Genomic DNA, 24,245 nt, shown 5'->3' on the forward strand with positions numbered 1-24,245 from the left:
ATCCTAGCGGCGGACGCGATCATCGTTTCCCGCCCGCGGGCACGGGGGCCTCCAGCGGCTCCGGCGCGGCGCGGTGCCGTACGGGCTGCAGCTGCGCCACGAGGAGCGCGGCGAGCACGATGACGGCGCCGGCCACCTGCGCGAGCGTGAGCCGCTGCCCGAGCACCAGCCAGCCGAGCGCGGTGGCGACGACCGGGCTGAGCAGCCCGAGGAAGGTGACCTTGGTGGCCGACAGCTCGCGGATGCCACGGAACCACAGGGTGTAGGCCAGGGCCGAGCCGATGATCGCGAGGTAGGCGTACCCGGCGAGGTTCTCGCCGGTCAGGTGGGCGGGCGGCGGCCCCTCGACGAGGAACGTCACCGGGGCCAGCAGCAGGCCGCCGGCCGTGAGCTGCCATCCGGTGGTGGCCAGCAGCGGCGCGGGCGACTTCCAGCGCTTGCTGAGCACGACCCCGACGGCCATCACCACCGCGCCGCCCAGCGCGGCGGCCACGCCCAGCAGGTCGAGCCGGGCGTCGGCGCGCAGCACCAGCAGGCTCACCCCGGCCACGCCCGCCGCCGCGGCGAGCGCGACGCGCCAGGTCAGCCGCTCCCCCAGCAGCCCCGCCGACAACAACGCGACCAGCAGCGGCTGGATGGCCCCGACGGTGGCGGCCACCCCTCCGGGCAACCGGTAAGCGCCCACGAACAACAACGCGAAGAACAACCCGATGTTGAGCGCGCCGAGCACCAGGGCACGCCACCACCAGTTCCCCCGGGGCAGCCGACGGGTGATCGCGATCAGGATCAGCCCCGCCGGCAGGGCGCGGATCAACGCGGCCAGCAGGGGGCGGCCGGGCGGCAGCAGTTCGGTCGTGATCAGGTAGGTGGTCCCCCAGATGGCGGGGGTGAGGGCGGTCAGCAGAACGGTTCCCGTTCGATTACTTAGCACTAAGACAAATTAACCGAACGCCGACGTTCCGGCCAGGTGATTTTCCTCACCGCTAAGACACTTGTAGGCTGCGAGGGTGGCTGACCAGGTCGACTACATCCTCAGGCAGTGGCATGCGCAGCGCCCTGACCTGGACGTCTCCCCCATGGCGGTGATCGGGCGGCTGTCGCGGCTGTCCCGGCTGATCGAGGCCGAGCTGAGCCGTACGTTCGCCGGGCACGGGCTCGACCGGGCCTCGTTCGACGTGCTGGCCACGTTGCGACGCAGCGAACCGCCCCACCGCCTGACCCCCGCCGCCCTGATGCGCGCCTCCATGGTCACCTCCGGGGCCGTCACCCAGCGGCTCGACCGGCTGGAGTCGCGGGGGCTGGTGCGGCGCACGCCCAGCGACTCCGACGGGCGCGGCGTGCACGTGACGCTCACCGCCGAGGGGCTCGCGCTGATCGACCGCGCGCTGCCCGACCATCTGGCGACCGAGCAGCGGATGTTGTCGGCGCTCACCGGGCAGCGGCGCGACGAGCTGGCCGCCACCCTGCGCGACCTGCTCGAGTCCCTCGGCGACCACACGTCCTGACGCGACCCGCGCCACCGCCCGGCGCGGGCCGCCCTGCCGGCCGCGGGTCGCGCCGCCGGGCGAGGCGAGGCGCGCCGGTCACTCGGGGGCGCCGCCCGCGGATCTGGTGGCCAGGGCGAACAGGAGGGCGGCGGCCGCCAGCGCCGCGCCGGTCGCGTACGTGAGGGCCGCGCCCGACGGCAGCGTGAGCCCGCCGAGCAGCGTGCCCGCGCCGATCCCCGCGTAGATCGCCGAGGAGTTGAGCGAGACCACCAGCGGCGCCTCCCCGGGGGAGGCGGCGATGAGCCGGTGCTGCTGCGGCGGCGTCTGACACCAGCTGCTCGCACCCCACGCCAGCACCAGCACACCGACCAGCGCCACAGTGCCGACCCCAGTGCCGACCGCTGTGCCGGCCGCCGCCATCCAGGCGAGGAGCCCCAGGCTGACGGCCATGACCAGGTACGCGACCGGCAGCACCCGGTGCGCGCCCCACCGGTCGGTGGCGTACCCGGCGGCCAGGTTGCCGAGGACGGCGCCGAGCCCGTACAGGAAGAGCATGCCCGCCGTCCCCTCCACGCCCACCGCGCGCAGGGCGGGCACGCTGTAGGCGTACACCGTGTAGCTGCCCGCCATCCCGAGCACGGTGAGCGGCAGGATGGCCGTCACCGCCGGCCGCCTCAGCACGTCCAGCCTGGCGCGCAGCGGCACCCGCGGCGCGCCCGGCAGCACCGGCATGATCGCGTACACCCCGGCGGCGACCGCCAGGCAGGCCACGGCCACCGCCCCCAGCGCGTACCGCCAGCCGAGCCGTTCGCCGGCCAGGTCGCCGAGCGGCACGCCGAGCGCCGTCGCGACCGTCAGCCCGCCCACCACCACGGCCAGCGCCCGCGCCCGCAGCTCGGGCCGCACCAGGACGGCCGCCACCGCGCCCGCGCCCGGCGTGTACGCCGCCGCCCCGGCCGCCGCCAGCACCCGGCTGACCACCAGCACGGGGAACGACGGCGCCAGCGCCGACCCCAGGTTGGCCAGCCCGAGCACGACCAGCGCCGTCACCAGCAGCGCCCGCCGCGGGACCCGCGCGGCGACGGTGGCCAGGACGGGCGACGACAGCGCGTACGCGACGGCGAACACCGTGACCGACTGCCCGGCCGTCCCCTCGGTGACGTCCAGCGACGCGGCCAGGTCCGGCAGGAACCCGGCCACCACGAACGCGTCCGTGCCCACGGCGAACGTCCCGAGCGCCAGCACCAGCGTCGGGGCGAGGCCCCGGGACCCCGTCTTATTCGGGACATTCAGCATCCCGATTCTCCTTCCGAGTGTGCGCCCCACGGGCGGGGTCGAATTCAGCCGCGAAGGCGTTCGTAGTGGCGGCGCGCGCGGTCGGGGGCGTTCGCCGGAGCCGCGTCCATGAGGTCGGCGACCGTCTGGGCGGCCAGCTCGCGACGCCAGGCGAGCTCGGCCCGGCGCATGGCCGCCGCGACCCCGCACGGGTGCGCGAACTCGCGGGCGGGCGCCTCGGCCCCGGCGCCGCGCTGCCGGATCTCGGTGCACCTGAACGCCTCGTCGGGGCCCTCGACCGCGGCGACGACGTCCATGAGCGTGATCCGGGCGGGCGGCCTGGCCAGCCTGAAACCGCCCTGCGCGCCCGGCACCGAGGTCAGGATGCCCGCGCGGACCAGCGCCTGGAGCCGCTTCTTGAGGTAGACGGGCGGCAGCTCGAACAGCGCCGCCAGCCGCCCGGTGGACAGCGGGGCCTCGTCCTCCAGCCACGCCAGCACCAGGCAGCAGTGGAGCCCCCACTCGACGCCTTCACCCATGCGCATGAAAGGGGATACTACATGTCCCTTTAAGGTCGGCCGCGGCGGCCCTGCCTGCCGCGGGATCCGGCCCTGCCGCGCGGGGCGCGCGGCTCCGGCCCGGCGGCGGCCGTCCAGTGGGCGGGGCGGGTCAGGGCGGCGGGCAGTTTCGTGGCGGGGGTGCCCTTGGCGGCGTTGACCTGGGCCTGGGTGAGGAAGACGGAGCCGGTGAGGTCGGCTCCGGACAGGTCGGCGCCCCGCAGGTCGGCGCCGATCAGGTCGGCCAGGCGCAGGTCGGCCCCGCGCAGGTTCGCGCCGATGAGGTAGGCGCCGCGCAGGTTGGCCGCGCGCAGGTCGGCGCCCTTGAGGTTGGCGCCGATCAGGTCGGCGCCGCGGTGCTCCCTGCCCCGCCGACCGGCCCTGACCAGCTCGCTCGTACGCAGCAGCAGCGTGTTGACCTCACCCCGGTGGGCGGCCACGTCGAGCCGCTCCAGGACGCCGGGGCTCTCGCGGGTCAGGCGCTCGGTCTCCTCGTACGCCGCCCGCAGCTCGGGGCCGATCTCCGCGGCGGCGTCGAGGGTCAACGCCTCGGCGAGGTACCACAACAGCTCGTGGAGCTGCCGCATGACCGGGAACACGGCGAACATCTGCCCGGACGTCTCAGGCGCGGCACGCCAGTCGCGGCCCTCGAAGGTGACCTGGGAGACCTTCTGCCCGGCGCCGAAGCAGTCGAAGACGGTGCAGCCGGGGAAGCCGCGCTCCCGGAGCTGGGCGTGGATGCCGCAGCGGAAGTCGTCGCGCAGGTTGACGCAGGGACGGCCGGCGTCCTTGGCGACGGCGAAGTCGGCGGAGGCGGCGAACGGCAGGGCCACGCAGCACAGGCCGAAACAGCTCTCGCAGTCGGCCAGCAGGCCGAGCTCGCGCGGGGTCCTCTCGGGCAACGCTCTCCTTGTCACGACGGGGTGTGCCCAGGGTACCGGCGGGGTCAGTCCCGCACGTACGGCGTGGTCGTGGTCAGCGGGACGAACCCGAGCCCGAGCAGGATCGGCCGGCTCTGGTCGGAGGCGTCGACCTGGAGGTAGTCGTAGCCGCGCGCGGCGGCCCGCCGGGCCCGCCAGGCGACCAGCGCCCGGTAGAGCCCGCGTCCCCGCCGGCCCGGCACGGTGCCGCCGCCCCACAACCCGGCGAAGCTCGTGCCCGGGGACAGGTCGAGCCGGGCCGCGCTGACCGCCCGCCCGTCCGCCACCGCGAGGACGGGGACGACGGTGTCGTCGGACAGGCGGGCCAGCAGGTGGTCGCGCAGCCGGCTGCCGTCGGCGCCGAAGGCCAGCTCGTGCACCTCGACCAGCGCCTGCACGCCCGCCGCGTCGGTGACCGGCACCAGGCTCACGCCGTCGGGCGGCTGCACCTCGGTGTCGAGGTCGGCGACCCGGGCCACCATCACGGTCTCGGCCGGTTCGGCGGCGAACCCGGCGGCCAGGAGCCGGTCGGCCAGGTCGGCGGGCCGGTCGTGGGCGTACAGCTTCCACTCGAAGCCCAGGCCGAGGTCGCCGAAGAAGCGCACCTGACGGGCGACGGCCGCGTCGGCGCTCCCCTCGTCGAGGCCGGACCACAGGACGCCGTTCCACGCGTGCGGCGGGCCGACCTGGCGGACGACGCCGGCGTCCCGCTCGACCCTGACGTCCGGCCCGTCGGGGCGCGCCTCCCGCCGCATCTGCCGGTCGAACAGCGCCAGCACCTCATCATGATCCATTCCGCCGACCCTACCGCCGGACCGGGTCACTCGGCGGCCGGCCAGTCGTCGCCCCAGTCGACGTCGCGGGCCAGCCGGTACAGCTCGCCCTGCCGCTTGGAGACGACCACGTCGCGCACGCCCTCCTCGGCGGTGCACAGGCGCAGCGACACCAGGCCCTTGCGCTTCTGCGGGTGGCGCAGGACGCGTGCCGCCGCCCGCGGCCACTCCCCGCACACGGCGGCCACGTAGGAGAACTTCTCGTCCTCGAAGCCGAGCGTGCCCGACTTGACGCGACGGTGCAGGGTGGTGCGCGGCAGGCGGACGGAGAAGTGGCACCAGTCGCGGCCCGGCCGGATCGGGCAGGGGCCGTCGTGCGGGCAGGGGGCGACGACGGTCAGGCCGCACCCGGTCAGCGTCTCCCGGGCGGTGACGATGTTGGCGTACCCGGCGGGGGTGCCGGGCTCGATGACGATCACCATCGTCGCGTCCGCGGCCAGCCAGCGCACGACGTCGGCGTGCCGCTGCGCGGGCAGCTCGTTGAGGGCGTACGACATGGTGACCAGGTCGGCGGCGGGCCGGTCGAGCCCCGGGTCGATCGAGGCGCGCCGCCAGGTGACGTCGCGGACGGGCGCGGTCCTGGCCAGCCGCCGGCCGAGCTCGATGATCTGGGGGTCGTGCTCGACGACGGTGACCCGCTCCAGCGAGGGCCAGACCGGCCCGGCCGCCCAGACCGCCGCGCCGGTGCCGCCGCCCACGTCGAGCTGCGTCCGCGGCGCGAAGCCGGGGGTCATCGCGGCGGCCATGCGCATGGCCGTGCCCGCGGCGGCGTACGTGGCGGGCATGCGGTAGGCGGCGTAGGCCGCGATGTCGGCCGGGGTGCGCAGGTGCGGCGCGGCGGCGGACGGACCGGTGCGGTAGCGCTCGGTGAGCTGTTCCGTCGCGCGGGACAGGTCGTGCGGCGCGAAGCGGGCCAGGGCCGAGTCCAGGGCGGTCCTGAGCTCGTCGGGAAGCATGGTCATCGTGTGGTCCTGGCGGTCGGGTCGGGGACGGGGCGGGCGACCGCTGCCAGGGGAGGAACGACGCCTCTGACCTGTCCGGCGATGTCGCGACGCAGCGTACCAAGCGGGCGGCGCGCGACGGCGGCGGAGCTCAGGACGCAGAGCCCCTGCACCGGTTTCCAGAGGGCGGCGCGCGGCGGCGGCGGAGCTCAGCCGGGCACCGGGGGCCGGAACAGGCGCCAGAACGACTGGGCCGCGGCGGCGTCGTGGCGTCCGCCGCACACCCAGTGCGTGATCACGCCGATGAGCGCCCCGGCCAGGAAGGCGGCGTGCACGTCGGCGGGCACGTCCTCGAACCCCGCGGGGCGGCTGCCGGTGGCGAAGCGGCCGGTCAGCTCCTCGGTGAGCCGCTCGCGCATCCGGGCGGCGAAGCGGGCGCTGCCCTGGCCGCCCAGCATGCGCTCGTACAGGGTGGCGTTGGCGGCCACGTGGTCGAACAGCTCCGCCAGCGGGGCCGGCGGCCGGTCGCGGGGGGCGTCGAGCGGGCACAGGGCGGCCGCCCGCGCCACGGCGGTGACGGCGTCCTCCATGGCGTCGGTGACCAGCGCGTCGACGTCCGGATAGTGCAGGTAGATCGTGGCGCGGTTGACCTCGGCGTGCTGGGCCAGCGCCGACATGGTGATGCTGCCCAGTTCCTGCCGGGCGGCCAGGTCCAGCACGGCGGCCTTGAGACGGGCGCGGGTACGCCGCGCCCGCGGATCATCCGGGTTCACGCCGCCACTATACGACACATGTTGACTAATAGACAGTTGTCGCGTAGATTGCCCGTCATGCGAATCGAAGTCTGGGCGGACATGGTCTGCGGATGGGCCCACATCGGGAAGCGGCGGCTGGAGAAGGCCCTCGCCTCCTGGGAGGGCGAGCCGGTCGAGGTGGTCTGGCGGCCGTTCCAGATCGATCCGTCGGCGCCGGCGAAGGCCGAGCCGCTGGCCGAGGTGCTGAGCGACCCCATGGTCGAGGAGGCGCTGCAGGTCTGCTCGCCCGGCCTGTCCCCGGCCGACAACCGGGCGCGGGTGGCCGGCATCGCCGGCGACGAGGGGCTCGGGCAGCAGTGGGGCGCGGCCTGGCGGCCCAACACGCTGGAGGCGCACCGGCTGATCGCCGTGGCCTACGAGACGGGCGGCGCGGCGCTCCAGTCGGCCGTGGTCGGGCGGGTCCTGTCGGCCCACTTCGTCGAGACCCTCGACATCGGCGACCCGGCCGTGTTGTCGGCGATCGCCGCCGAGACCGGCGTGCCGTGGGACGGCCGGGGCGCCGGCCTGGTGCGTGAGCTGCTGCTCACGGGCAAGGCCAAGGGCGTGCGCACGTCGCCGACCATCGTGGCGGGCGGCCGCGCCCTGGCCGGGGCCCAGCCGCCGGACGTGATCAGGGACTTCCTGGCCGACGCCGCCGCTCACCCGGTCCGGCGGCTGCCCGCCGAGGTGGAGCGCCTGCGCCACGCCGAGTCGCTGCTCGACCAGCGCGACCCGCTCGGCGCGCTCACGCTGCTGCGCCCGCTGCTCGACGAGCACGGCACGGATCGCGGGGTGCGGCTGCTGGCGGCCCGCGCGTACTTCGCCTCGGCCCAGCTCGGCCGGGCGCGTACGGCCCTGGAGAGCCTGGTCGCCGAGGCGCCCGACGACTCCTACGCCCGCCACCTCCTCGGCCGTACCCTGCACCGCCAGGGTCACCCGGAGGAGGCCGCCCCGCACCTGACCCTGGCCGCCGTCATGACCCCCGACTACGCCTGACGCTGAGCCCGTGGCGAACGCGACCCGCTCCCGCACCCCTGCGGGAGTAGGTTGCGGGGATGAAGATCGCCTATGACCAGGCCGGGCCCGCGTCGGGCGACGCCGTCGTGCTGGTCCATGCCGGGGTGGCCGATCGGCGCATGTGGGAGCACCAGTTCGCGGCGCTGTCGCGGCGTCATCGGGTGATCCGCTACGACCGGCGCGGCCACGGCGGGTCCGGCGACGCCGAGGGCGAGGTGTGCCACCACGAAGACCTGCTGGAGCTGATGGACACGCTGGAGGTCGGGCGGGCGGCGCTGGTCGGCTGCTCGATGGGCGGCGCGTACGCCGTGGAGGCCGCCCTGGCCGCGCCCGGCCGGGTGGCGGCCCTGACGTTGATCGGCTCCGGCCTGGCCGGACATCAGTGGCCGCCGGAGATGCTGGCGCAGGCCCGCGAACGCGTGCACACCTCGGTGCCCGCCGACCGGCTGGCCCGCTACCGCGAGGGCGGGGCGACCGGCGTCGATCCGCGTGACGTGCGGGCGATGGCCGAGGCGCACACGACCTGGCAGGTCGCCGGGCCCGGCCGCAGCCGCGACGCGCTGCCCGGCGCGGTGTGGGAGGCGGCGGTGGAGATGTGCGCCCTGGTGTTCCAGCGGTCCTGGACCGGGCCCAGGTCGTCGGAGCGGTTCCTGTCCCCGCCGGCCGCGGGGCGGCTGCGCGAGGTCGCCGCGCCCACGCTGGTGATCAACGGCTTGTCGGACGTGCCGGGCATCCAGGAGGTGTCGGACATCCTGGCGGCGGGCATTCCGGGCGCGCGCCGCCTCGACCTGCCCGAGACCGGCCACCTGGCGCCCCTCGAACGCCCCGAAGAAGTGACGGCGGCATTGACGTCGTTCCTGGCGGAGGTCTTCCCGACCCGCTGACGCTCCCCTGACCAGCGGCCGATCAGCGGCCGGGCTCCAGGCGGCCCCACGTGCGGCCGGTGCGGGCGGTGTCCTCGGTCAGGATCTCCCCGATGGCCGTGGCCAGCAGGTCGCGGTGGCGCGCGGGCAGGCCGGCGGCCAGCGTCTCCAGGCGGGCCGCCACCCCGTCGTGGGCGCGCACCGCGATCTCCGCGCCCGCCGGGGTCAGCTCGATCAGGCAGGCGCGGCGGTCGCGCGCGTCGCGCACCCGGGCCACCAGCCCGCGTTTCTCGGCGCGGTCGACGAGCCCGGTGAGGCTGGACTTCTCCAGGTGCAGCGCCCGGGTCAGGCCGGTCATCCCGATGGGCCCGCCGACCAGCAGGCACAGGAGCTGGGCCTGCTGCGGGGTCAGGTCGTGCTCCCTGCTGACCTCGCCGTAGACCTGCTCGACCAGGTGCGCCAGGCGGACGAGCGCCTCGGTGAGGCTCAGACCCGGGGCTTCGGTGGCGACCATGCAACCAGTGTAATTGACAGTAGTTGGCGGCACGAACTAAATTTACTTCGCGACACCAACAGTTCGTACAACCAACCAATGGGTGAGCCCCTCATGCCCGACTACGGTCACGACCTGCAGTTCAGCGCCAACCTCGTCCCGGCCGCCGGGCAGGCGGACGAGGTCGTGGCCCTCGCCCAGCTCGCCGAGCGCGCCGGCCTGGACCTGGTGACCTTCCAGGACCACCCCTACCAGCCCGCCCTCCTCGACACCTGGACGCTGCTCAGCTTCGTCGCCGCGCGCACCGAGCGCATCCGGCTGGCCGGCAACGTGCACCCGCTGCCGCTGCGCCCGCCGGCCGTGCTCGCCCAGGCGGCGGCCAGCCTCGACCTGCTCAGCCACGGGCGGTTCGAGCTGGCGCTCGGCGCGGGCGGCTACTGGGACGCCATCGAGGCCATGGGCGGCCCCCGGCGCACCCCGTCCGAGGCCGTGGCCGCGCTGGAGGAGGGCATCGACATCATCCGCGCGATCTGGGACGCCGGCACGCGCGGCGGCGTCCACCACCGTGGCGAGCACTACCGGGTGGACGGGCTCAAGCGCGGCCCGCGACCGGCCCACGACATCGGGATCTGGCTCGGGGCGTACAAACCGCGCATGCTCCGGCTCACCGGGCGGCTGGCCGACGGCTGGCTGCCCTCGCTCCCCCGCTTCCAGGACGTCGCCGCCCTGGGCGAGGGCAACGCCGTCATCGACGAGGCCGCGCTGGAGGCCGGGCGGTCGCCGTCCGACGTGCGGCGGCTGCTCAACCTGGGCGGTCCGCTGCCCGCCGCGCAGCTCGCCGAGCTCGCGCTCGTCCACGGGGTGAGCGTCTTCATCCTCATGTCCGGCGATCCGCGCGAGATCGAGCGCTTCGCCGCCGAGACCGCCCCGGCCGTTCGGGAGCTGGTCGCCGCCGGACGCGGCCACTCCCCGGAACCGGACCACCACGCCGGGACCCGCGCCGCGATCCAGGTCTGGGACGAGGCCACCAGGCCCACCGCGCCCGACCCCGACCCCGGCCGCCGGTACACCCCGGCGGAGCAGGCCACCGGGCAGCACCTCGTGGACGTGCACGACCACCTGCGCGCAGAGCTGGCCCAGCTGCGCGACCTCGTCGAGCAGGTGGCCGCGGGCACGATCGACGCGGGCGCGGCCCGTTCGCAGATCGCGACCATGACGATGCGGCAGAACAACTGGACGCTGGGGGCGTACTGCGAGTCGTACTGCAGGCTCGTCACCATGCACCACACCGGCGAGGACAGCATGGTCTTCCCGAAGCTGCGCCGCGCCGAGCCGGGGCTCGCGCCCGTCCTGGACCGGCTGCAGGAGGAGCACGAGGCGATCCACAAGATCATCGAACGGGTGGACCGGACGCTGGTCGCCTTCGTCGGCGAGCCCGGCGGCCTGGGCGACCTGCGCGCCGCCGTCGACCTGCTCAGCGACGCGCTGCTGTCCCACCTGTCGTACGAGGAGCGGGAGCTGGTGCCGCCGCTGTCGAGGCACGGCTTCTAGCGGCGCCCGTTCCGGCGGCCCGGCTTCCGGCGACAGGGCCGCCGGGGGCCAGGTCCCCAGGGGCCGGGAAGGCGTGCCGGCGGGCGGCGGCCACGACCGCGAGGGCGGCGAGCGCCACCGGGAGCGCGGTCCACGGCAGCGCGCCCGCCCCCGCGCCCTCCAGCACCAGCCCGCCGGCGAGCGACCCGGCCGCGATGCCCGCGTTGTAGACGGTGGTCTGCATCGACGTGGCCACGTCGGCGTTCTCCGGCCCCGAGGCGATGACCAGCGCGGTCTGCAGCAGCGTCGGCGCTCCCCCGAACGCCGCGCCCCACAACGCGACCGCGCCCAGCAGCACCCCGGCGGACCCGGCGTACAGACCGAGGGCCGTCATGGACGCGGCCACCGCGACCAGCACCGCGAGCAGGGCCGCCCGCGGGCGCCTGTCGATCACCGCGCCGACCACCCAGATGCCCGCCACCGTGGCCACGCCGAACACCAGCAGCACGGTCCCCGGCCGGCCGAACCCCGCCTGCTCCGCGAACAGCGCCAGGTACGTGTACATCGCCTGATGCCCCAGCAGCACCAGCGCCGTCACCGACAACACGGTCCTGACGCCGGGCACGACCGCGACCCGCCGCAACGGCACCCGCCGCGCCGCCGGCTCGCCGGGGAAGGGCGGCACCTTCCACAGGACCCAGCCCACCAGGACCACCGCCACCGCCGACAGCGCCCCGAACGCCGCCCGCCATCCGACGGCCGCCGCGAGCTGCGTCCCGGCCGGGATGCCCGCGCACAGTGCCACCGTGATCCCGGCCGAGACGATCGCGATGGCACGCCCGCGGCGCTCGGCGGGGACCATGCGGGCGGCGTACCCGACGAGCATGGCCCACAGGATGCCGCCCATCGCCCCCGCGCCCACCCGCGCCGCGAACGTCACCGCGTACGACGACGACACCGCCGTGACCGCGTTGAGCAGCGCGAACCCGAGCAGCGCGGCCACCAGCACCCGCCGCCTGGGCAGCCCGCGCAGCAACGCGGTGAGCGGGATCGCGGCGAGGAAGGAGGCGACCGCGTAGGCGGTCACGAGGAACCCGGCCGTCCCCTCCGGCACGCCGAGGGCGGCGGAGAGCTGCGGCAGCAGGCCCGCCGGGAGGAGTTCGGTCATGACGGCCGTGAACGCCGCCGTGAACAGCGCGAGCAGCCCCGCCCACGGGAGTTTCGCAGGAGACATGCCGCCTATGCTGAAACCTTCACATCAGTGTGAAGGCAAATCCTCCGAGGGAAGCATGAAGATCGGACAGTTGTCCCAGCGTACGGGCGTGCCGACGCGCATGCTGCGATACTACGAGGAGCAGGATCTGCTGCATCCCGACCGCGCCGTCAACGGCTACCGGGACTATCCCGAGTCGGCGGTGTACCGGGTCCAGCAGATCCGCGGCCTGCTCGACTCCGGGCTCACCACGGAGATCATCCGCCGCATCCTGCCGTTCCTGAACAGGCCGGACGAGATCCACCTGCATCCGGAGTGCCTGACGCCCGAACTGGCCGAGCTGCTGCGGGCGGAGGCGGGCCGCATCCAGCAGCGCATCGACTGCCTGTCCCGCAACCGGGACGCCATCCACGCCTACCTGGCCGCCGTACGGTCCGCGGCTGACCGGGGCGCGGCCTCGGGCTGATCGTTCCGCTGCGAATCCGGTCTGCTGGAATGTGGGCATGGAGACCTTGGCCGACCTTCTCTCGGACGCGGCGGCGGGCCGCCCGCCCGCCCCCGACGGCAGCGTGACCGTCCTCCCCCAGCCGTCGGAGCGCGACGCGGGGATCATCGCCTTCACCGCCCACACGGTGATCTTCGCCGACGTCGATCCGGCGCGGCTGCACGCCCTGCTGCCCGCCGGCGACCTGTCGGCGCCGCTCATGCCGGCGTTCCTGACGGCGATGGAGGCCGCGACCGGCAGGCGGACCGGCAACCTCGACCTGCTCGCGCTGGCCGCCCCCGCCCCCGGGCCGCCCCCGCTCCCGCTGGAGGAACTCACCGCCGGCGACCATCCGCGCGTCGTCCGGGCCCGCCGCTACCGGGACGCCGTGCGCGTGTGGGTCACCGGCGACGGCGCCGGCCTGGTCACGCTGGGCCGCGGCGTGGCGGGCCGCTGGGAGGCGGCCGTCGAGGTGGAGCCCGAGCACCGCGGGCGTGGGCTCGGCAGGTCGCTGGCCGCGGCGGCCAGGCACCTGACGCCCGGCCCGCTGTGGGCGCAGATCGCGCCGGGCAACGCCGCGAGCGTACGGGCCTTCCTGGCCGCGGGCTATCTGCCGATGGGGGCCGAGGTGCTGCTCGTCCCGGAGAACGGCTGACTCGGAGGCGTCCTGTGCCCGGCGCGCGCTCGTGCCGGAACGTCGTGCGGAAGGCCCGTGCGCCCTTGCCAGGCCGGGGTTGCCGGTGTCCGGGAGTTTGCTGGTAGGGGGCCCGCTGTTGGGGGAAACCGGGTGTGGCGCTGCGGAGGGCGTCCAAGATCGCTACGTATAGTGATGGCCGATGTCACTTCGTGATTACAGGGGGAGCTCATGAGAGGTAACCTCATCGCCGCCGGCGGTGCACTGCTCGTCGCGGCCGCGGTGTTCAGCATGGCCGGCGTGGCCGCCGCGGACGCCTGGTCCGACGAGAGGCACTGGCACCCGGACAACTGCAGCCTCGGAACGAACGACGACTCCACGTACCACCACGTCACGAAGTACGGCCGGTTCGCCGGCACCCGTGACGCCGACGCCTGCAAGGGCGGCGAGCACGGGCACGACTCCGACGACGACGAATGGGGCTGGAAGCACGACCACGGCCGCCACAACTGGCCGGGCAGCGGCAACGGCAACTGGATCGGCCACGGCTACGGCCCCGGCGCGGGGGTCGGCGTCGGGGGCTGACGCCCTCACCCACCTCGATCCCGGCACCCCCGCGGGGCGCCGGGATCGACGCGCGTCCCCGCCCCACCACTCAGAGCGCTGATATCTTCTGCCGTAAAGAGATCGGGGCAGAGGAGAGTCGTACTGTGGTCGTCTTCGCCGGGCAGGGGGACGCGCGCCGTTCGATGGCGTTGTTGTGGCGGACCGAGGAGCCGGGCGAGTCGCGTCCCGGCCCCAAGCCGGGCCTGAGCGTGGACCTGATCGTCGACGCCGCCATCGCCGTCGCCGACGCCGAGGGCATGGCCGCGCTGTCCATGCGCAAGGTCGGCGAACGGCTGGGCCGCACCGGCATGGCCCTGTACACCTACGTCCCCAGCAAGGGCGAGCTGGTGGACCTCATGTACGACAAGGCCCTGGGCGAGCTGCCCACCGCCCACGACCTGGCCGGGGGCTGGCGGCCGGCGGTCACCGCGTGGGCCGGGCACCTGTGGCGCTTCTACCAGCGCCATCCCTGGGTGCTCCAGGTGTCGCAGGCCCGTCCGGTGCTGGGCCCGAACGAGTTCGCGCTGCTGGAGAGCCTGGTCGCGATCCTGCGTGAGACCGGCCTGCGCCCGCCCGCGCTGCGCGGCGTGGTGTCGCTGCTGTTCGACTTCGTCCGCGGCGCGGCCCGGACGGTCGCCGAGTCCCGGCAGGCCCCGTCGGCCACCGGCGTGTCGGACGAGGAGTGGTGGCACACCCGTTCCCAGCTGCTGGAGGAGGTCGCGCCGGGCTTCCCGGCCCGCTTCCCCATGGTGGCCTGGATCGAGAGCGAGGCCGGCGTCCCCGGCGAGGGCGAGCCGTACCTGGAACACCAGGTGAACGAGGCGTTCACGGTCGGGCTCACCGTGCTGCTCGACGGCGTGCAGGCCGCCGTCGAGCGGACCGGCCCGCACGCCGGGCCGGTCAGCGCCCCTTGAGGAAGGACGCCCAGGCTGCCAGGCCCGGCTCGGGGTCGGCGCGGCCCACGCCGAGGCGGAACCGGTCGTCCGGCGTGGACGTGAGCTCCGAGCGGTAGACGCCCGCCGGCAGCAGCAGCACGCCGGCCTGTTCGACCAGCTCGGCGCAGAACGCCTCGACGCCGTCCGGCCCCAGGTAGCGGGGGAAGGTGACGCAGCCGCCGTCCGGCGCCCGCCACTCGAACAGGTCGCCGAACTCGCCGAAGAACGCCTCGAAGCGCGGCAGGTTGGCGGCGATGATCCCGCGGTTGCGCTCCAGGATGCGGTCCCGTGCCCTGATCGCGATGCGGGCGAGGAGCTCGCTGGGCGCGGAGTTGCAGATGGTCGTGTAGTGCTTGGCGCGTTCGAGGCGGGTGCGCAGCTCGCGGTCGCGGCAGGCGATCCAGCCGATGCGCAGGCCGGGCAGGCCGAGGGACTTGGAGGTGACGTTCAGCGAGAGCGCCGCCGGTGACAGGTCGGCGGCCTGCGGCAGCGTACGGGCGGGGTCGAGTTCCAGGCCGCGGTAGACCTCGTCGCTGAACAGGTGGATGCCGCGCTCCTCGCACAGCGCGGCCAGCCGGGCGAGGTCGGCCGCGCCGATGACCTTGCCCGTCGGGTTGTTGGGGAAGTTGACCGACACCACGCGGGTGTTCGGCCGGATCGCGGCCTCCACGGCGTCGAGGTCGAGCGCCCAGTCGCGGGCCGGATCGAGCGCGACGCCGGTGACCTCGCACAACGCCATCGGCACCGTCTCGGCGGACTGGTAGCAGGGCGTGACCACCACGGCGTGGTCGCCGGGGCCGAGCAGCACCTGCATGGCCAGGTACAGGGCTTCCTGGGCGCCCGCGAAGACGACCACGTCGTCCGCGCCGACGCGGTCGTAGGTGTCCGCGACGGCCTGGCGCAGCCCCGGGTCGCCGAAGGTCTCGGTGTAGCCGAGGGACAGCGTCTCCCAGGCGTGCCTGTCGTCGTCGCCGGCCAGGGCGAGCAGCTCGGCCATGGTCATGGTCTGCGCGTCGGAGGCGGCCAGGTGGTGGCGGGCGGTGAACTCCCAGCGGGAGAAGTAGACCTCCAGCCGGAAGTCGGGAAGCGGGGTCACGGTCGGCTCCTCCTGAGCTCGGCGAGCAGGGCGTAGAGGGTGGAGCGGGACGTCCGCAACGCCCCCGCGACGACGGACGGCGCCCGCCGGACGGTGAAGACCCCGGCCTGGTCCAGCTCGGCCAGCACGGCGAGGCGGTCCTCGCGGGTCAGCCGCTCCACCGGCCGGCCGTGCTCGCGGACGTAGGCGCCGACGATCTGCTGCACGCGCTCGGTCCAGTCCTGCTCGAACAGCGCCTCCGGACGGGGCGCCGACGGCGCGGCGAACGCGGCCAGCAGCGCCGCGGCCTGCTCCAGCGGGGTGCGGTCGAGGTTCACGCAGAGCACGGCGGACGGCTCGCCGCCGGGGTCGCGCAGCACGGCGCTCACCGACGACAGCCGCCGCCCGTCGGCCAGCAGCTTCTCGTAGGGCCCGTAGACGCCGCTGGGCGAGGGGTCGAGCCGGTCGAGCTCGCCGAGCAGCGACGGGGCGCCCGGGCCGCGCCCGGACATCGGGTTCCACACGCCCAGGACCCGGTCGCCGCGGACGTCGTGCAGGACCACCTCGGCGTACGGGGCCAGCAGCGCGGCCACCGCCTCGCACACCGGCGACCACAGCCGCACGCGCTCATCCGTGTTCGTCACGCCCGGATGGTATGTCCAGTTCGGACACTTTGTCCAATCAGGCCCGGTGCGCGTTCCCCGAGCTCAGGCGTGCGCGCCCACCGTGACTGGGCCGAGGGTCAGGCGCGGCCTGCCCTCCAGGATCTCCCCCACCCGTTCCACCTGCTCGTCGAGCTCGCCGCGCTGGGCGGCGGTCAGGGCGGACAGCAGTTCGACCGTGACGTCGATCCGGCTGCCGGAGCGCCGCGGGTGCCAGACCCCGCGCACCTCGCCGTCCACCAGCAGCACGGGGAAGGTGCCCGCCTGCCCGCCGGACAACGCCCGCTGCCAGGCCGGGCCGGGGTAGAGCAGCTCGCGCGGCCGGCCCGCGATCAGGTAGGCGTCGAAGTACGGCAGCAGGCGCACGCCGCGCGGCGGCCCGTCCGGCACCGCCGTGTCCCCCGCCAGCACCCGGGCCGGACGCCCGTCGAACGACACCTCCTCGGTCTCCACCGTCGCGAACGCCTCGGCCGCCCACCGCACCGTCGCGCCGACCCACTGGGCGAACTGCGCCGGGGTGGCCGGCCCGTACGCGGTCAGGTAGGCCCTGACCAGGCCGGCCCGAGCGTCCGGCGGCACGGGCGCGTCCGGCGCGGCGCGGTAGGTGACCTTGCGCCCTCTGACCGGCCCGAACACGAACGCCCCGCGGTGCGCCGCGGTGTGCATCGCCTGCCGCCAGCGCGGCCACATGCCCTGGAACGCGGGCATGACCAGGTCTCCCGCCCACGGCCCGGTGGCCGCGACGACCGCGTCGCTCAGCTCGTCGATCGTCATGTCGGCCCCGGCCAGCACGTCGCGGACGGCCTGGACGACCTGGTCGGTCTGCTCCGCCGTCAGCCGGATGCCCTCGGCCCCGCCGGGCCCCGCGGGCAGCGACGACAGGGCGCCCAGCCACATGGGCAGGTCCCCCGCGGGCAGCAGGTGCACGGTTCCGCGCGGCCCGTGCGTCTTGACCAGGCTCCCCTCCTCCCACAACGCCTCGCGTACGTGGGCGCGGGTGACGCCGTCGAGCCGCAGGCCGATCGAGAGCTCGGCCGCCGACATGACCTGGGCGTGCGCCCCGCACATGGCGGCCACGACGGCGGCCTGGCCCTTGTCGGCGGCGGGGGCGGCCAGGTGCGCCCGCTCCATACGGCGCGCGCTGACCTGCGGCCACGACAGTTCGATCACGAATTCCTCCTCGGTGCGTTCACCTTCACCGTAGAAGGACAGGCGGAAAGGTTCGTTCCGCTACGGCGATCCGCCCACGGTGTCGTCCGTGCCGGTGCCGGTGAGCTGAGATCGCCGGCCTTGCCGAGCAGATAGCGCTGCTCGACCTGGTTCGCGGTCAGGCCGGCGGCCTGGCGGTAGAGCGCGGCGGCCCGCGCGGTGTCGCCGGTCATCTGGAGCAGGTGGGCGCGGACCGCGTGCTCCCGTTGCCTGGTGAGCGGGTGCCGGTCCAGGTGGTGGCGGCGGTTGAGGTCGTCCAGGAGCGCCAGGCCGCGGGCCGGTCCGTAGGCGTGGGCCACCGCCACCACCCGGCTGAGCTGGACCGGCGCGGTGGGGGTGAGCCGTTCGAGCCACACGTACAGCATGGCGATCTGGGCCCAGTCGGTCCGGTCGGGCGCGGCGGCCGCGGAGTGCACGGCGGCGATCGCGGCCTGGAGCTGGTAGGGGCCCGTCCGGCCGCGGTTCCAGACGCCGTCGATGAGGGCGGTGCCCTCGTCGATCAGGTCGCGGTCCCACCGGGTGCGGTCCTGCTCGTCCAGGGGGACCAGGTCGCCGCCGTCCGTACGGGCGGCGCGCCTGGACTCGGTGAGCAGCATCAGCGCCAGCAGGCCGGTCACCTCGGCGTCGTCGCCGAGCGTGGCGTGGAGCATGCGGGTCAGCCGGATGGCCTCGCGGGTCAGGTCGACCCGGGCGAGCCGGTCGCCGGCGGTGGCGGTGTAGCCCTCGTTGAAGATCAGGTAGAGCACCCGCATCACGGCGGTCATGCGGCTGTCGCGGTCGGCGTCGGCAGGCGGTGTGAAGCGGGCTCCGGCGCGGGCCAGCCGTTGTTTGGCGCGGCTGATCCGGGCGCCCATGGTGGGCTCGGTCGTGCCGTGGGCGTGTGCGATCTCGGCGGTGGTGAGGCCGCCGACCGCGCGCAGCGTGAGCGCCACCTGGGAGGTGGGGTCGAGCGCGGGATGGCAGCACAGCAGCAGCAGGGTCAGGCTGTCGTCGCTCTCGGCCGCGGGGTTCGCCAGGCGCCCGGGTTCCTGCATGGCCAGGTCGGCCACTCCGGCCCGCAGCTCGCGGCGGTGGCGGGCCTGGGCGGAGCGGAGCAGGTCCACCATGCGCCGGTATCCGACGCGGATCAGCCAGCTGCGCGGGTTCTCCGGGACGCCCTCGATCGGCCAGGTACGCCCGGCGGTCAGCAGCGCCTCCTGCACCGCGTCCTCGGCGATGTCGAACCGGCCGAAGCGGCGGACCAGCGCGCCGAGCACCTGCGGCGCCTCTGTGCGCAGCAGGTGCTCCAGCTCGCGGTTCACGCCCCGAAGTCCGCACCCATGATCGGGCGGATCTCGATCGGTTCGCCGAGCACCTCGACGATGCGCGCGGCGATCTCGACGGCCCGCTCCTTGCCGGTCACGTCGATCACGGCGAAGCTGGCCAGGACCTCCTTGAGCTCGGCGAAGGGACCGTCGACGGCGACCACCTCGTCACCGTCGCGGTGGACGGTGGTGCTGACCGCCGGGTGTCCCAGGCCCTCGCTGCCGACGAACTCGCCGGAGGCGATCAGCTCCTGCTCCAGCTTCTGGTAGGTCGCGAAGGCGGCCAGCGCCTCCTCGGAGGGGACGTCGGCGGTGGCGGCGTCCCACGCGGCGGCCGGGGTGTAGCCGAGGAGCAGGTATTTCATGGTGAATCCCTTGGTCGTGGCAGCCGATTCTATGTTCGCCTCAGGCGGCGCGCCGCAGCGACACCGCGAGGACGGTCGTCCAGGTGAAGGCGACCAGGCCGTTCACGGCGATCTGGACGCTCATGCGGTCGGGCGACATCGGCACCAGCAGCACCAGCGCGGCGACGGCGCTCAGCACGGCGCCCGGCACGGCGGGCGGCGCCGGCCGGCGGCGGGCGCACCGGACGCTCATCACGACGGCCGCGACGGCCAGCGCGGTGAAGGCCACGGCGGCGGCGGCCGAGTGCGCGATGCCGTGCCAGGACATCTGCGCGACCGGCCCTTCAGGGGTCCCCGCCGGGAAGCCCTTCTCGGGGTCCATGGTGAAGACCCCGGCCGCCACCAGCCCCGCGCCGAAGACGCCCACCAGGACCGGCAGCGCCCGCCGCCCGATCCCTTCGGTGAGCGTGCGCCTGACGCCGACGGCCAGCGCCAGCGCCCCCGTCCCGGCGAGGACGAAGGTGAGGATCTGGATCCACCCCAGGTCGCCGGTGGACAGCTGGCTGATGGGGTGCCGGGTGATGTCGAAGCCCTCACGGGTGAGCATCTGCGTGGTGGCCGAGGCGAAGAAGATCGGCCCGGCCAGCGCCCCGGCCAGCAGCAGGCGTCCGGACGTCCGGGCGCTCCTGCGGACGGGGACGCCGGTGGCGGTGGTTGTGGTCATGAACGTCCTCCTTTGTCGGTGGGTTTCCCGCTCGGTACCTCGGACCCGGGCCGGCCTTCTTGACGCCGGTCGAAGGTGATTCACGTCACAGCGATCTCGTGTCAAAGCCCGGCAGGGGGCTCCGAGGTACCGGTGAAACAACCCACAGAGGAGGACGACATGATCGAGACCCAGCAGCCCAGCCCCGACCTGAAGGCCCGGGACCGGCTGGTCGGCACCTGGAAGGTCACCGGCGGCGCCGAGGGGACCGTGCGCTACGAGTGGCTGCCCGGACGGTTCTTCCTCGTCCAGCACGTCGAGCTCACCCAGTTCGGCGAGCCGGTCACCGGCATCGAGGTCATCGGCAACCTGCGTCCGTTCGGCGAGCCGACCGGGGCGGACGTGGTGTCCCGCTACTACGACTCGGCGGGCAACACCTTCGACTACGTCTACGAGCTGGACGGCGACCGGCTGACCATCTGGGCCGGAGCCAAGGGCGGCCCGGCCTACTACGCGGGCACCTTCGACGCCGACGGCACCACGCTCACCGGCGAGTGGGTCTACCCCGGCGGCGGCGGGTACGCCTCCACCTCGACACGCGTCTGACGCCCGGCCGGGGGAACCCGCGGTGGCGGCGAGCCGTCCCGACCGGCCCGCACCGGGGTGGACCGGGTCACCGAACCCTGCACCGCGCGCAGCGACGAGCGGCTGAGCGCCCAGGCCGTGAAGCAGCGCCTGGCCGCGCGTACGTGGTGGGCGTCGGCCGTCGCGGGCGCTCGCGCGGTCAGCGCCTCGGACGCCGCCGGCAACCTGCTCAGGCATGACCGGAGAGATCCGATCACATGGCGGACAAAACGTGATATTTGGCGCACAGCGAGCTTCTGGGGGCCGATTGGTCGGATGAAACGTGACCTTGGCGTGATCGCCTTCGTCTGAGGGGTTGGCCACAATGAGGGCCATCCCCCGACTGGAGGCCCTTGTGCGCCATGGCAAGCCCTGGCGGCTGCTCCTCGCGGCGACTCTCGCCGCGACCGGACTGACCGCTCTCTCCCCCGCCTCCGCCCAGGCGGCCGGCACCGTCTTCCACGTCTCCCCCGACGGCGACGACAGCGCCGCCGGCACCGAGGCGGCGCCGTTCCGCACGATCGAGCGTGCCCAGCGCGCGGTGCGCGCGGTCCTGCCCGCCGCGCCCGAGCCGCCCCGGGTACGGGTCCGCGGCGGCGTCTACCACCTCGCCGAGCCCCTCACCTTCACCCCCGCCGACTCCGGGGCCGTCTACGAGGCGGCCGCCGGCGAGCAGGTCGTGCTCAGCGGCGGACGCCGGCTGACCCCCTCCTGGACCCCGTACCAGGGCGCGACCCTGGTGGCCGACATCGGCGCGGGCCTCGACTTCGACGAGCTCTTCCTCGACGGCACCCGGCAGGTCCTGGCCCGCTACCCCAACGTCGATCCCAAGGAGCCCGTGCTCGACGGATACGCCGCCGACGCGATCTCGCCCGAACGGGTGGCCCGCTGGAAGAACCCCACGACCGCGCTGGTCCGCGGACTGCACCAGGGCGAATGGGGCGGGAACTCCTTCAGGGTGACCGGCGTCGGCGACGGCGGCGTCCCGATCCTGAAGTGGGTCGGCGACAACAACCGGGGCGACGGCCTGCATCCGCAGAAGCGCATGGTCGAGAACGTCCTGGAGGAGCTGGACGCCCCCGGCGAGTGGTTCTACGACAAGGACGCCGGCCGCCTCTACCTCCAGCCGCCCGCGGGCCTCGACCCGGCCAAGGCCCGCGTCGAGACCGCCGAACGCGAGGAGCTCGTGCGGGTGGTCGGCGACTCGCCCACCGCGCCGGTGCGCGACCTCACCTTCACCGGGTTCACCTTCACCCAGACCCACCGCACGCTGTTCAGCCGCCCGTACGAGAAACTGCAGCTCGGCGACTGGGCCATCGTCCGCGCCGGCGCGGTCTACCTGCGCAACACCCAGCGGGTCGCCATCCGCGACGCCCGGTTCGACCAGGTCGGCGGCAACGCCGTCTTCATGGACGGGTACGCCGAAGGCAACGTCGTCTCCGGCGGCGAGTTCCGCGAGTCAGGGGCCAGCGACGTCGCGGTCATCGGCTCGCCGGCGGCCGTCCGCGAGCCGTCCACCTGGGACGACATGCGGCGCACGATCACCGACACCACGCCGGGTCCCAAGACCGAGGACTACCCGCGCGACATCACCATCAGCGGCAACCACATGACCCGCAACGGCCGGTTCGAGAAGCAGAGCTCGGGCGTGCAGATCTCGATGAGCCGCCGGGTGACGGTGTCCGGCAACACCGTGCACGACGGCCCGCGCGCCTGCGTCGACATCAACGACGGCACCTGGGGCGGCCACGTCATCGAGGACAACGACATCTTCGACTGCGTGAAGGAGACCTCCGACCACGGGCCGATCAACAGCTGGGGCCGCGACCGCTTCTGGCCGCTGACCGCCGGGGACGCCCAGAAGAAGGCGTACGCCAAGCTCGACGCGATGGAGACGACGAAGATCCGGCACAATCGAATCCGGCACTCCTCCCACTGGGACGTCGACCTCGACGACGGCTCCTCCAACTACGAGGTCACCGGGAACCTGCTGCTCAACGGCGGGGTGAAGCTGCGCGAGGGCTTCTTCAGGACCGTGCGCGGCAACATCTTCGTCAACGGCGGCGGCCACTTCCACGTCTCCTACGCGAGCAACGGCGACGTCGTCGAGAAGAACATCTTCGTCACCGACGACCCCTACGACTTCATCCAGAGCGACCCGTCCACCTCCGGGACCGTCTACGACGACAACCTGTTCTGGAACAACGGCAAGCCGGTCGCCGACATCACCGCCGCCTGGCGGGCCCGCGGGCTGGACACCCGCTCGGTGGTCGCCGACCCGCTGTTCGAGGGGCCGAGCCCGTACGCCGACCCGGCCAAGCTCGACTACACGCTCAAGGCCGGCTCTCCCGCCCTCGCGCTGGGCTTCCAGCCGTTCCCGATGACCGGGTTCGGCAAGCCCGGCTCGCCCACGCCGCCGCCGCTCACTTGGCGTGAGCCCGAGACCGGCATGACGATCGGCAACCTGGCCGAGCCGCTCATGGGCGCGACGGCCACCGAGGTCCACAGCGACGAGGTGAAGTCCTCGGTCGGGCTCACCGACTACGACGGCCTGTTCCTGGCCGCCGTCCCGGCCGGGTCCCACGCCCACGGGCAGGGGCTGCGCACCGGCGACGTGATCAGGGAGATCGCGGGGACCAAGGTCACCGGCCGCGACAGCTTCTGGAAGGTCTACAACCGCACGCCCGCCGGGCGTCCGGTGCCGCTGAAGGTCTGGCGCGCGCAGGCGCTGACCGAGCTGAGCCTGACCAAGGCGTACGGCGTGGAGACCATCGACAACGTCTCCGGCGTCACCTACACCGGCGAGGGCTGGGACTGGAAGAACGACCGGCGCGGCGGCGGCGGCTCGACCCTCGACGACCTGCACGCCACCCAGACCGACGGCGACTCCTTCGAGCTGGCCTTCCACGGCACCGGCGTGGAGTACATCGCCCAGGTCAACTCCGACGAGGGCAAGGTCGACCTCTACCTGGACGGCAAGCTCGACGCCACCGTCGACAACAGCAACCCGACCCGCGAGTACCAGAAGGTCGTCTACACCAGGACCGGGCTGGCGCCCGGCCCGCACACGCTCAAGGGCGTCAAGAAGGACGGCTCGTACTTCATCGTGGACGGCTTCAAGATCCACTCCGCCCCCGCGAACGAGGACGGCGAGCCTCCGGTGACGACCGCGTCCGGGGTGCCCGCCGGCTGGTCGGACGGGCCCGTGGACGTGGTCCTGACCGCCGCCGACGCGGGCTCCGGCGTGGCGCGCACCGAGTACCGGCTCGGGGACGGCTCCTGGCAGCCCTACACGGCCCCCGTCCGGGTGGACCGCGAAGGGGAGAGCGTGCTGGCCTTCCGCAGCGCCGACCAGGTCGGCAATGTCGAGGAGCCGAAGTCGGTCACCGTCCGGATCGACGCGACGGCCCCCACCCTGACCGTCACGCCGGACCCCGCCCGGCTGTGGCCGCCGAACCGCAGGCTGGTGCCGGTGGAGGTGGCGCTGAAGGCGTCCGACGCCGGGCCCGTCACCGTCACCCTGGTCTCGATCACCAGTTCCCAGGGCAATGCCCGGGACGACGTGCGCGAGGCCGCCACCGGCACCGCCGACACGTCCTTCGCCCTGCGTGCCGAGCGGGACGGCAGCCAGGACCGGGTCTACACGATCACGTACCGGGCGGTGGACCGCGCGGGCAACGCCACCGAGGCCCGCGCCCAGGTCACGGTGGGACGCGCCGGCTAGGAAAAGCGGACGGACCGG

General features: G+C 74.2%; 26 protein-coding genes. 11 read left to right on the forward strand and 15 right to left on the reverse strand.

Annotated elements, in window-relative coordinates; all coding sequences use genetic code 11:
* Positions 1-19 precede the first annotated feature (19 nt).
* Complete coding sequence (locus tag AB0J46_RS36490) at positions 20-931, reverse strand: EamA family transporter (RefSeq protein WP_364338662.1); 912 nt, start codon at positions 929-931, stop codon at positions 20-22.
* A 76-nt stretch (positions 932-1,007) separates the two neighbouring features.
* Here AB0J46_RS36490 and AB0J46_RS36495 point away from each other — a divergent pair, with 76 nt between their 5' ends.
* On the forward strand, positions 1,008-1,505 hold the full coding sequence (locus tag AB0J46_RS36495; protein WP_352355031.1) for a MarR family transcriptional regulator: 498 nt from the start codon (positions 1,008-1,010) through the stop codon (positions 1,503-1,505).
* Positions 1,506-1,583: 78 nt separating this feature from the next.
* Here AB0J46_RS36495 and AB0J46_RS36500 read toward each other — a convergent pair whose 3' ends face one another.
* The 6 genes from AB0J46_RS36500 to AB0J46_RS36525 all read right to left on the reverse strand — a co-directional run bounded on the left by AB0J46_RS36500 (position 1,584) and on the right by AB0J46_RS36525 (position 6,786).
* The gene (locus AB0J46_RS36500) at positions 1,584-2,783 is read right to left on the reverse strand and encodes an MFS transporter (protein WP_364338663.1); all 1,200 of its coding nucleotides are present in this window, start codon (positions 2,781-2,783) and stop codon (positions 1,584-1,586) included.
* A 44-nt stretch (positions 2,784-2,827) separates the two neighbouring features.
* Positions 2,828-3,307, reverse strand: coding sequence for an Rrf2 family transcriptional regulator (locus AB0J46_RS36505; RefSeq protein ID WP_364338664.1), 480 nt, complete (start codon positions 3,305-3,307; stop codon positions 2,828-2,830).
* A gap of 23 nt (positions 3,308-3,330) precedes the next feature.
* Positions 3,331-4,221 (reverse strand): pentapeptide repeat-containing protein, encoded by an 891-nt coding sequence (locus AB0J46_RS36510; RefSeq protein WP_364338665.1) that lies wholly within the window; start codon positions 4,219-4,221, stop codon positions 3,331-3,333.
* Positions 4,222-4,265: 44 nt separating this feature from the next.
* On the reverse strand, positions 4,266-5,033 hold the full coding sequence (locus AB0J46_RS36515) for a GNAT family N-acetyltransferase (RefSeq protein ID WP_364338666.1): 768 nt from the start codon (positions 5,031-5,033) through the stop codon (positions 4,266-4,268).
* 26 nt (positions 5,034-5,059) lie between these two features.
* Positions 5,060-6,034, reverse strand: coding sequence for a small ribosomal subunit Rsm22 family protein (locus tag AB0J46_RS36520; protein ID WP_364338667.1), 975 nt, complete (start codon positions 6,032-6,034; stop codon positions 5,060-5,062).
* A 188-nt stretch (positions 6,035-6,222) separates the two neighbouring features.
* On the reverse strand, positions 6,223-6,786 hold the full coding sequence (locus AB0J46_RS36525; protein ID WP_364338668.1) for a TetR/AcrR family transcriptional regulator: 564 nt from the start codon (positions 6,784-6,786) through the stop codon (positions 6,223-6,225).
* Positions 6,787-6,843: 57 nt separating this feature from the next.
* Between AB0J46_RS36525 and AB0J46_RS36530 the strand changes: the two genes are divergently transcribed.
* Positions 6,844-7,803: a DsbA family protein gene (locus tag AB0J46_RS36530; RefSeq protein WP_364338670.1), complete on the forward strand. Its 960-nt coding sequence runs from the start codon at positions 6,844-6,846 to the stop codon at positions 7,801-7,803.
* Between the two features lie 59 nt (positions 7,804-7,862).
* On the forward strand, positions 7,863-8,708 hold the full coding sequence (locus tag AB0J46_RS36535; RefSeq protein ID WP_364338672.1) for an alpha/beta fold hydrolase: 846 nt from the start codon (positions 7,863-7,865) through the stop codon (positions 8,706-8,708).
* A 22-nt stretch (positions 8,709-8,730) separates the two neighbouring features.
* Here the strand turns inward: AB0J46_RS36535 and AB0J46_RS36540 are convergent, their stop codons facing one another.
* Entirely contained in the window at positions 8,731-9,201 is a 471-nt protein-coding gene (locus tag AB0J46_RS36540; protein ID WP_364338674.1) for a MarR family transcriptional regulator, read from the reverse strand.
* Positions 9,202-9,279: 78 nt separating this feature from the next.
* Between AB0J46_RS36540 and AB0J46_RS36545 the strand changes: the two genes are divergently transcribed.
* A complete protein-coding gene (locus AB0J46_RS36545) occupies positions 9,280-10,731 on the forward strand; it encodes an LLM class flavin-dependent oxidoreductase (protein ID WP_364338677.1) in 1,452 nt (483 codons plus the stop codon).
* On the opposite strand, the gene AB0J46_RS36550 is transcribed toward AB0J46_RS36545, so the two are convergent.
* Positions 10,655-11,944 carry an MFS transporter gene (locus tag AB0J46_RS36550; protein WP_364338679.1) on the reverse strand — a complete coding sequence of 430 codons (1,290 nt, stop codon included), beginning with the start codon at positions 11,942-11,944 and terminating at the stop codon, positions 10,655-10,657. The two genes, AB0J46_RS36545 and AB0J46_RS36550, sit on opposite strands and share 77 nt — an antisense overlap.
* Before the next feature lie 55 nt (positions 11,945-11,999).
* Here AB0J46_RS36550 and AB0J46_RS36555 point away from each other — a divergent pair, with 55 nt between their 5' ends.
* The 4 genes from AB0J46_RS36555 to AB0J46_RS36570 all read left to right on the forward strand — a co-directional run bounded on the left by AB0J46_RS36555 (position 12,000) and on the right by AB0J46_RS36570 (position 14,561).
* Positions 12,000-12,389 carry a MerR family transcriptional regulator gene (locus AB0J46_RS36555; protein ID WP_364338681.1) on the forward strand — a complete coding sequence of 130 codons (390 nt, stop codon included), beginning with the start codon at positions 12,000-12,002 and terminating at the stop codon, positions 12,387-12,389.
* Between the two features lie 37 nt (positions 12,390-12,426).
* Complete coding sequence (locus AB0J46_RS36560; protein ID WP_364338683.1) at positions 12,427-13,062, forward strand: GNAT family N-acetyltransferase; 636 nt, start codon at positions 12,427-12,429, stop codon at positions 13,060-13,062.
* Between the two features lie 210 nt (positions 13,063-13,272).
* Positions 13,273-13,626, forward strand: a complete 354-nt coding sequence (locus AB0J46_RS36565; protein WP_358299506.1) for a hypothetical protein — start codon at positions 13,273-13,275, stop codon at positions 13,624-13,626.
* Between the two features lie 125 nt (positions 13,627-13,751).
* Positions 13,752-14,561: a TetR/AcrR family transcriptional regulator C-terminal domain-containing protein gene (locus tag AB0J46_RS36570; RefSeq protein ID WP_364338685.1), complete on the forward strand. Its 810-nt coding sequence runs from the start codon at positions 13,752-13,754 to the stop codon at positions 14,559-14,561.
* Here AB0J46_RS36570 and AB0J46_RS36575 read toward each other — a convergent pair.
* From AB0J46_RS36575 to AB0J46_RS36600, 6 genes are all read right to left on the reverse strand, one after another.
* Positions 14,548-15,678 carry a pyridoxal phosphate-dependent aminotransferase gene (locus AB0J46_RS36575; protein ID WP_364338687.1) on the reverse strand — a complete coding sequence of 377 codons (1,131 nt, stop codon included), beginning with the start codon at positions 15,676-15,678 and terminating at the stop codon, positions 14,548-14,550. The genes AB0J46_RS36570 and AB0J46_RS36575 overlap by 14 nt on opposite strands.
* Positions 15,675-16,301 (reverse strand): PAS domain-containing protein, encoded by a 627-nt coding sequence (locus AB0J46_RS36580; RefSeq protein WP_364338690.1) that lies wholly within the window; start codon positions 16,299-16,301, stop codon positions 15,675-15,677. The genes AB0J46_RS36575 and AB0J46_RS36580 overlap by 4 nt, the downstream gene beginning before the upstream one ends.
* A 63-nt stretch (positions 16,302-16,364) precedes the next feature.
* A complete protein-coding gene (locus AB0J46_RS36585; protein WP_364338692.1) occupies positions 16,365-17,489 on the reverse strand; it encodes a winged helix DNA-binding domain-containing protein in 1,125 nt (374 codons plus the stop codon).
* Entirely contained in the window at positions 17,486-18,829 is a 1,344-nt protein-coding gene (locus AB0J46_RS36590; RefSeq protein ID WP_364338694.1) for a DUF6596 domain-containing protein, read from the reverse strand. Before AB0J46_RS36590 ends, AB0J46_RS36585 begins: the two co-directional genes overlap by 4 nt.
* Entirely contained in the window at positions 18,826-19,197 is a 372-nt protein-coding gene (locus AB0J46_RS36595) for a YciI family protein (protein ID WP_364338696.1), read from the reverse strand. The genes AB0J46_RS36590 and AB0J46_RS36595 overlap by 4 nt, the downstream gene beginning before the upstream one ends.
* Positions 19,198-19,237: 40 nt before the next feature.
* Entirely contained in the window at positions 19,238-19,900 is a 663-nt protein-coding gene (locus AB0J46_RS36600) for a DUF998 domain-containing protein (RefSeq protein WP_364338699.1), read from the reverse strand.
* Between the two features lie 159 nt (positions 19,901-20,059).
* Between AB0J46_RS36600 and AB0J46_RS36605 the strand changes: the two genes are divergently transcribed.
* Genes AB0J46_RS36605 through AB0J46_RS36615 form a run of 3 tightly spaced genes read left to right on the forward strand, consistent with a single transcriptional unit; the run spans position 20,060 to position 24,227 of the window.
* Positions 20,060-20,485, forward strand: coding sequence for a hypothetical protein (locus AB0J46_RS36605; RefSeq protein ID WP_364338701.1), 426 nt, complete (start codon positions 20,060-20,062; stop codon positions 20,483-20,485).
* 57 nt (positions 20,486-20,542) lie between these two features.
* Positions 20,543-20,815, forward strand: coding sequence for a hypothetical protein (locus AB0J46_RS36610; protein WP_364338703.1), 273 nt, complete (start codon positions 20,543-20,545; stop codon positions 20,813-20,815).
* Between the two features lie 43 nt (positions 20,816-20,858).
* A complete protein-coding gene (locus tag AB0J46_RS36615) occupies positions 20,859-24,227 on the forward strand; it encodes a PDZ domain-containing protein (protein ID WP_364338705.1) in 3,369 nt (1,122 codons plus the stop codon).
* Positions 24,228-24,245 lie beyond the last annotated feature (18 nt).

It is taken from the genome of Nonomuraea sp. NPDC049758 (genome assembly GCF_040674635.1).
Taxonomy (GTDB): domain Bacteria; phylum Actinomycetota; class Actinomycetes; order Streptosporangiales; family Streptosporangiaceae; genus Nonomuraea.

Bases quoted from the DNA above. Each gene is read 5' to 3' on its own strand.
- AB0J46_RS36500 (WP_364338663.1), bottom strand. From the start codon at position 2,783: ATGCTGAATGTCCCGAATAAGACGGGGTCCCGGGGCCTCGCCCCGACG.
- AB0J46_RS36505 (WP_364338664.1), bottom strand. From the start codon at position 3,307: ATGCGCATGGGTGAAGGCGTCGAGTGGGGGCTCCACTGCTGCCTGGTG.
- AB0J46_RS36515 (WP_364338666.1), bottom strand. From the start codon at position 5,033: ATGGATCATGATGAGGTGCTGGCGCTGTTCGACCGGCAGATGCGGCGG.
- AB0J46_RS36520 (WP_364338667.1), bottom strand. From the start codon at position 6,034: ATGACCATGCTTCCCGACGAGCTCAGGACCGCCCTGGACTCGGCCCTG.
- AB0J46_RS36530 (WP_364338670.1), top strand. From the start codon at position 6,844: ATGCGAATCGAAGTCTGGGCGGACATGGTCTGCGGATGGGCCCACATC.
- AB0J46_RS36535 (WP_364338672.1), top strand. From the start codon at position 7,863: ATGAAGATCGCCTATGACCAGGCCGGGCCCGCGTCGGGCGACGCCGTC.
- AB0J46_RS36540 (WP_364338674.1), bottom strand. From the start codon at position 9,201: ATGGTCGCCACCGAAGCCCCGGGTCTGAGCCTCACCGAGGCGCTCGTC.
- AB0J46_RS36545 (WP_364338677.1), top strand. From the start codon at position 9,280: ATGGGTGAGCCCCTCATGCCCGACTACGGTCACGACCTGCAGTTCAGC.
- AB0J46_RS36550 (WP_364338679.1), bottom strand. From the start codon at position 11,944: ATGTCTCCTGCGAAACTCCCGTGGGCGGGGCTGCTCGCGCTGTTCACG.
- AB0J46_RS36555 (WP_364338681.1), top strand. From the start codon at position 12,000: ATGAAGATCGGACAGTTGTCCCAGCGTACGGGCGTGCCGACGCGCATG.
- AB0J46_RS36560 (WP_364338683.1), top strand. From the start codon at position 12,427: ATGGAGACCTTGGCCGACCTTCTCTCGGACGCGGCGGCGGGCCGCCCG.
- AB0J46_RS36565 (WP_358299506.1), top strand. From the start codon at position 13,273: ATGAGAGGTAACCTCATCGCCGCCGGCGGTGCACTGCTCGTCGCGGCC.
- AB0J46_RS36595 (WP_364338696.1), bottom strand. From the start codon at position 19,197: ATGAAATACCTGCTCCTCGGCTACACCCCGGCCGCCGCGTGGGACGCC.
- AB0J46_RS36600 (WP_364338699.1), bottom strand. From the start codon at position 19,900: ATGACCACAACCACCGCCACCGGCGTCCCCGTCCGCAGGAGCGCCCGG.
- AB0J46_RS36605 (WP_364338701.1), top strand. From the start codon at position 20,060: ATGATCGAGACCCAGCAGCCCAGCCCCGACCTGAAGGCCCGGGACCGG.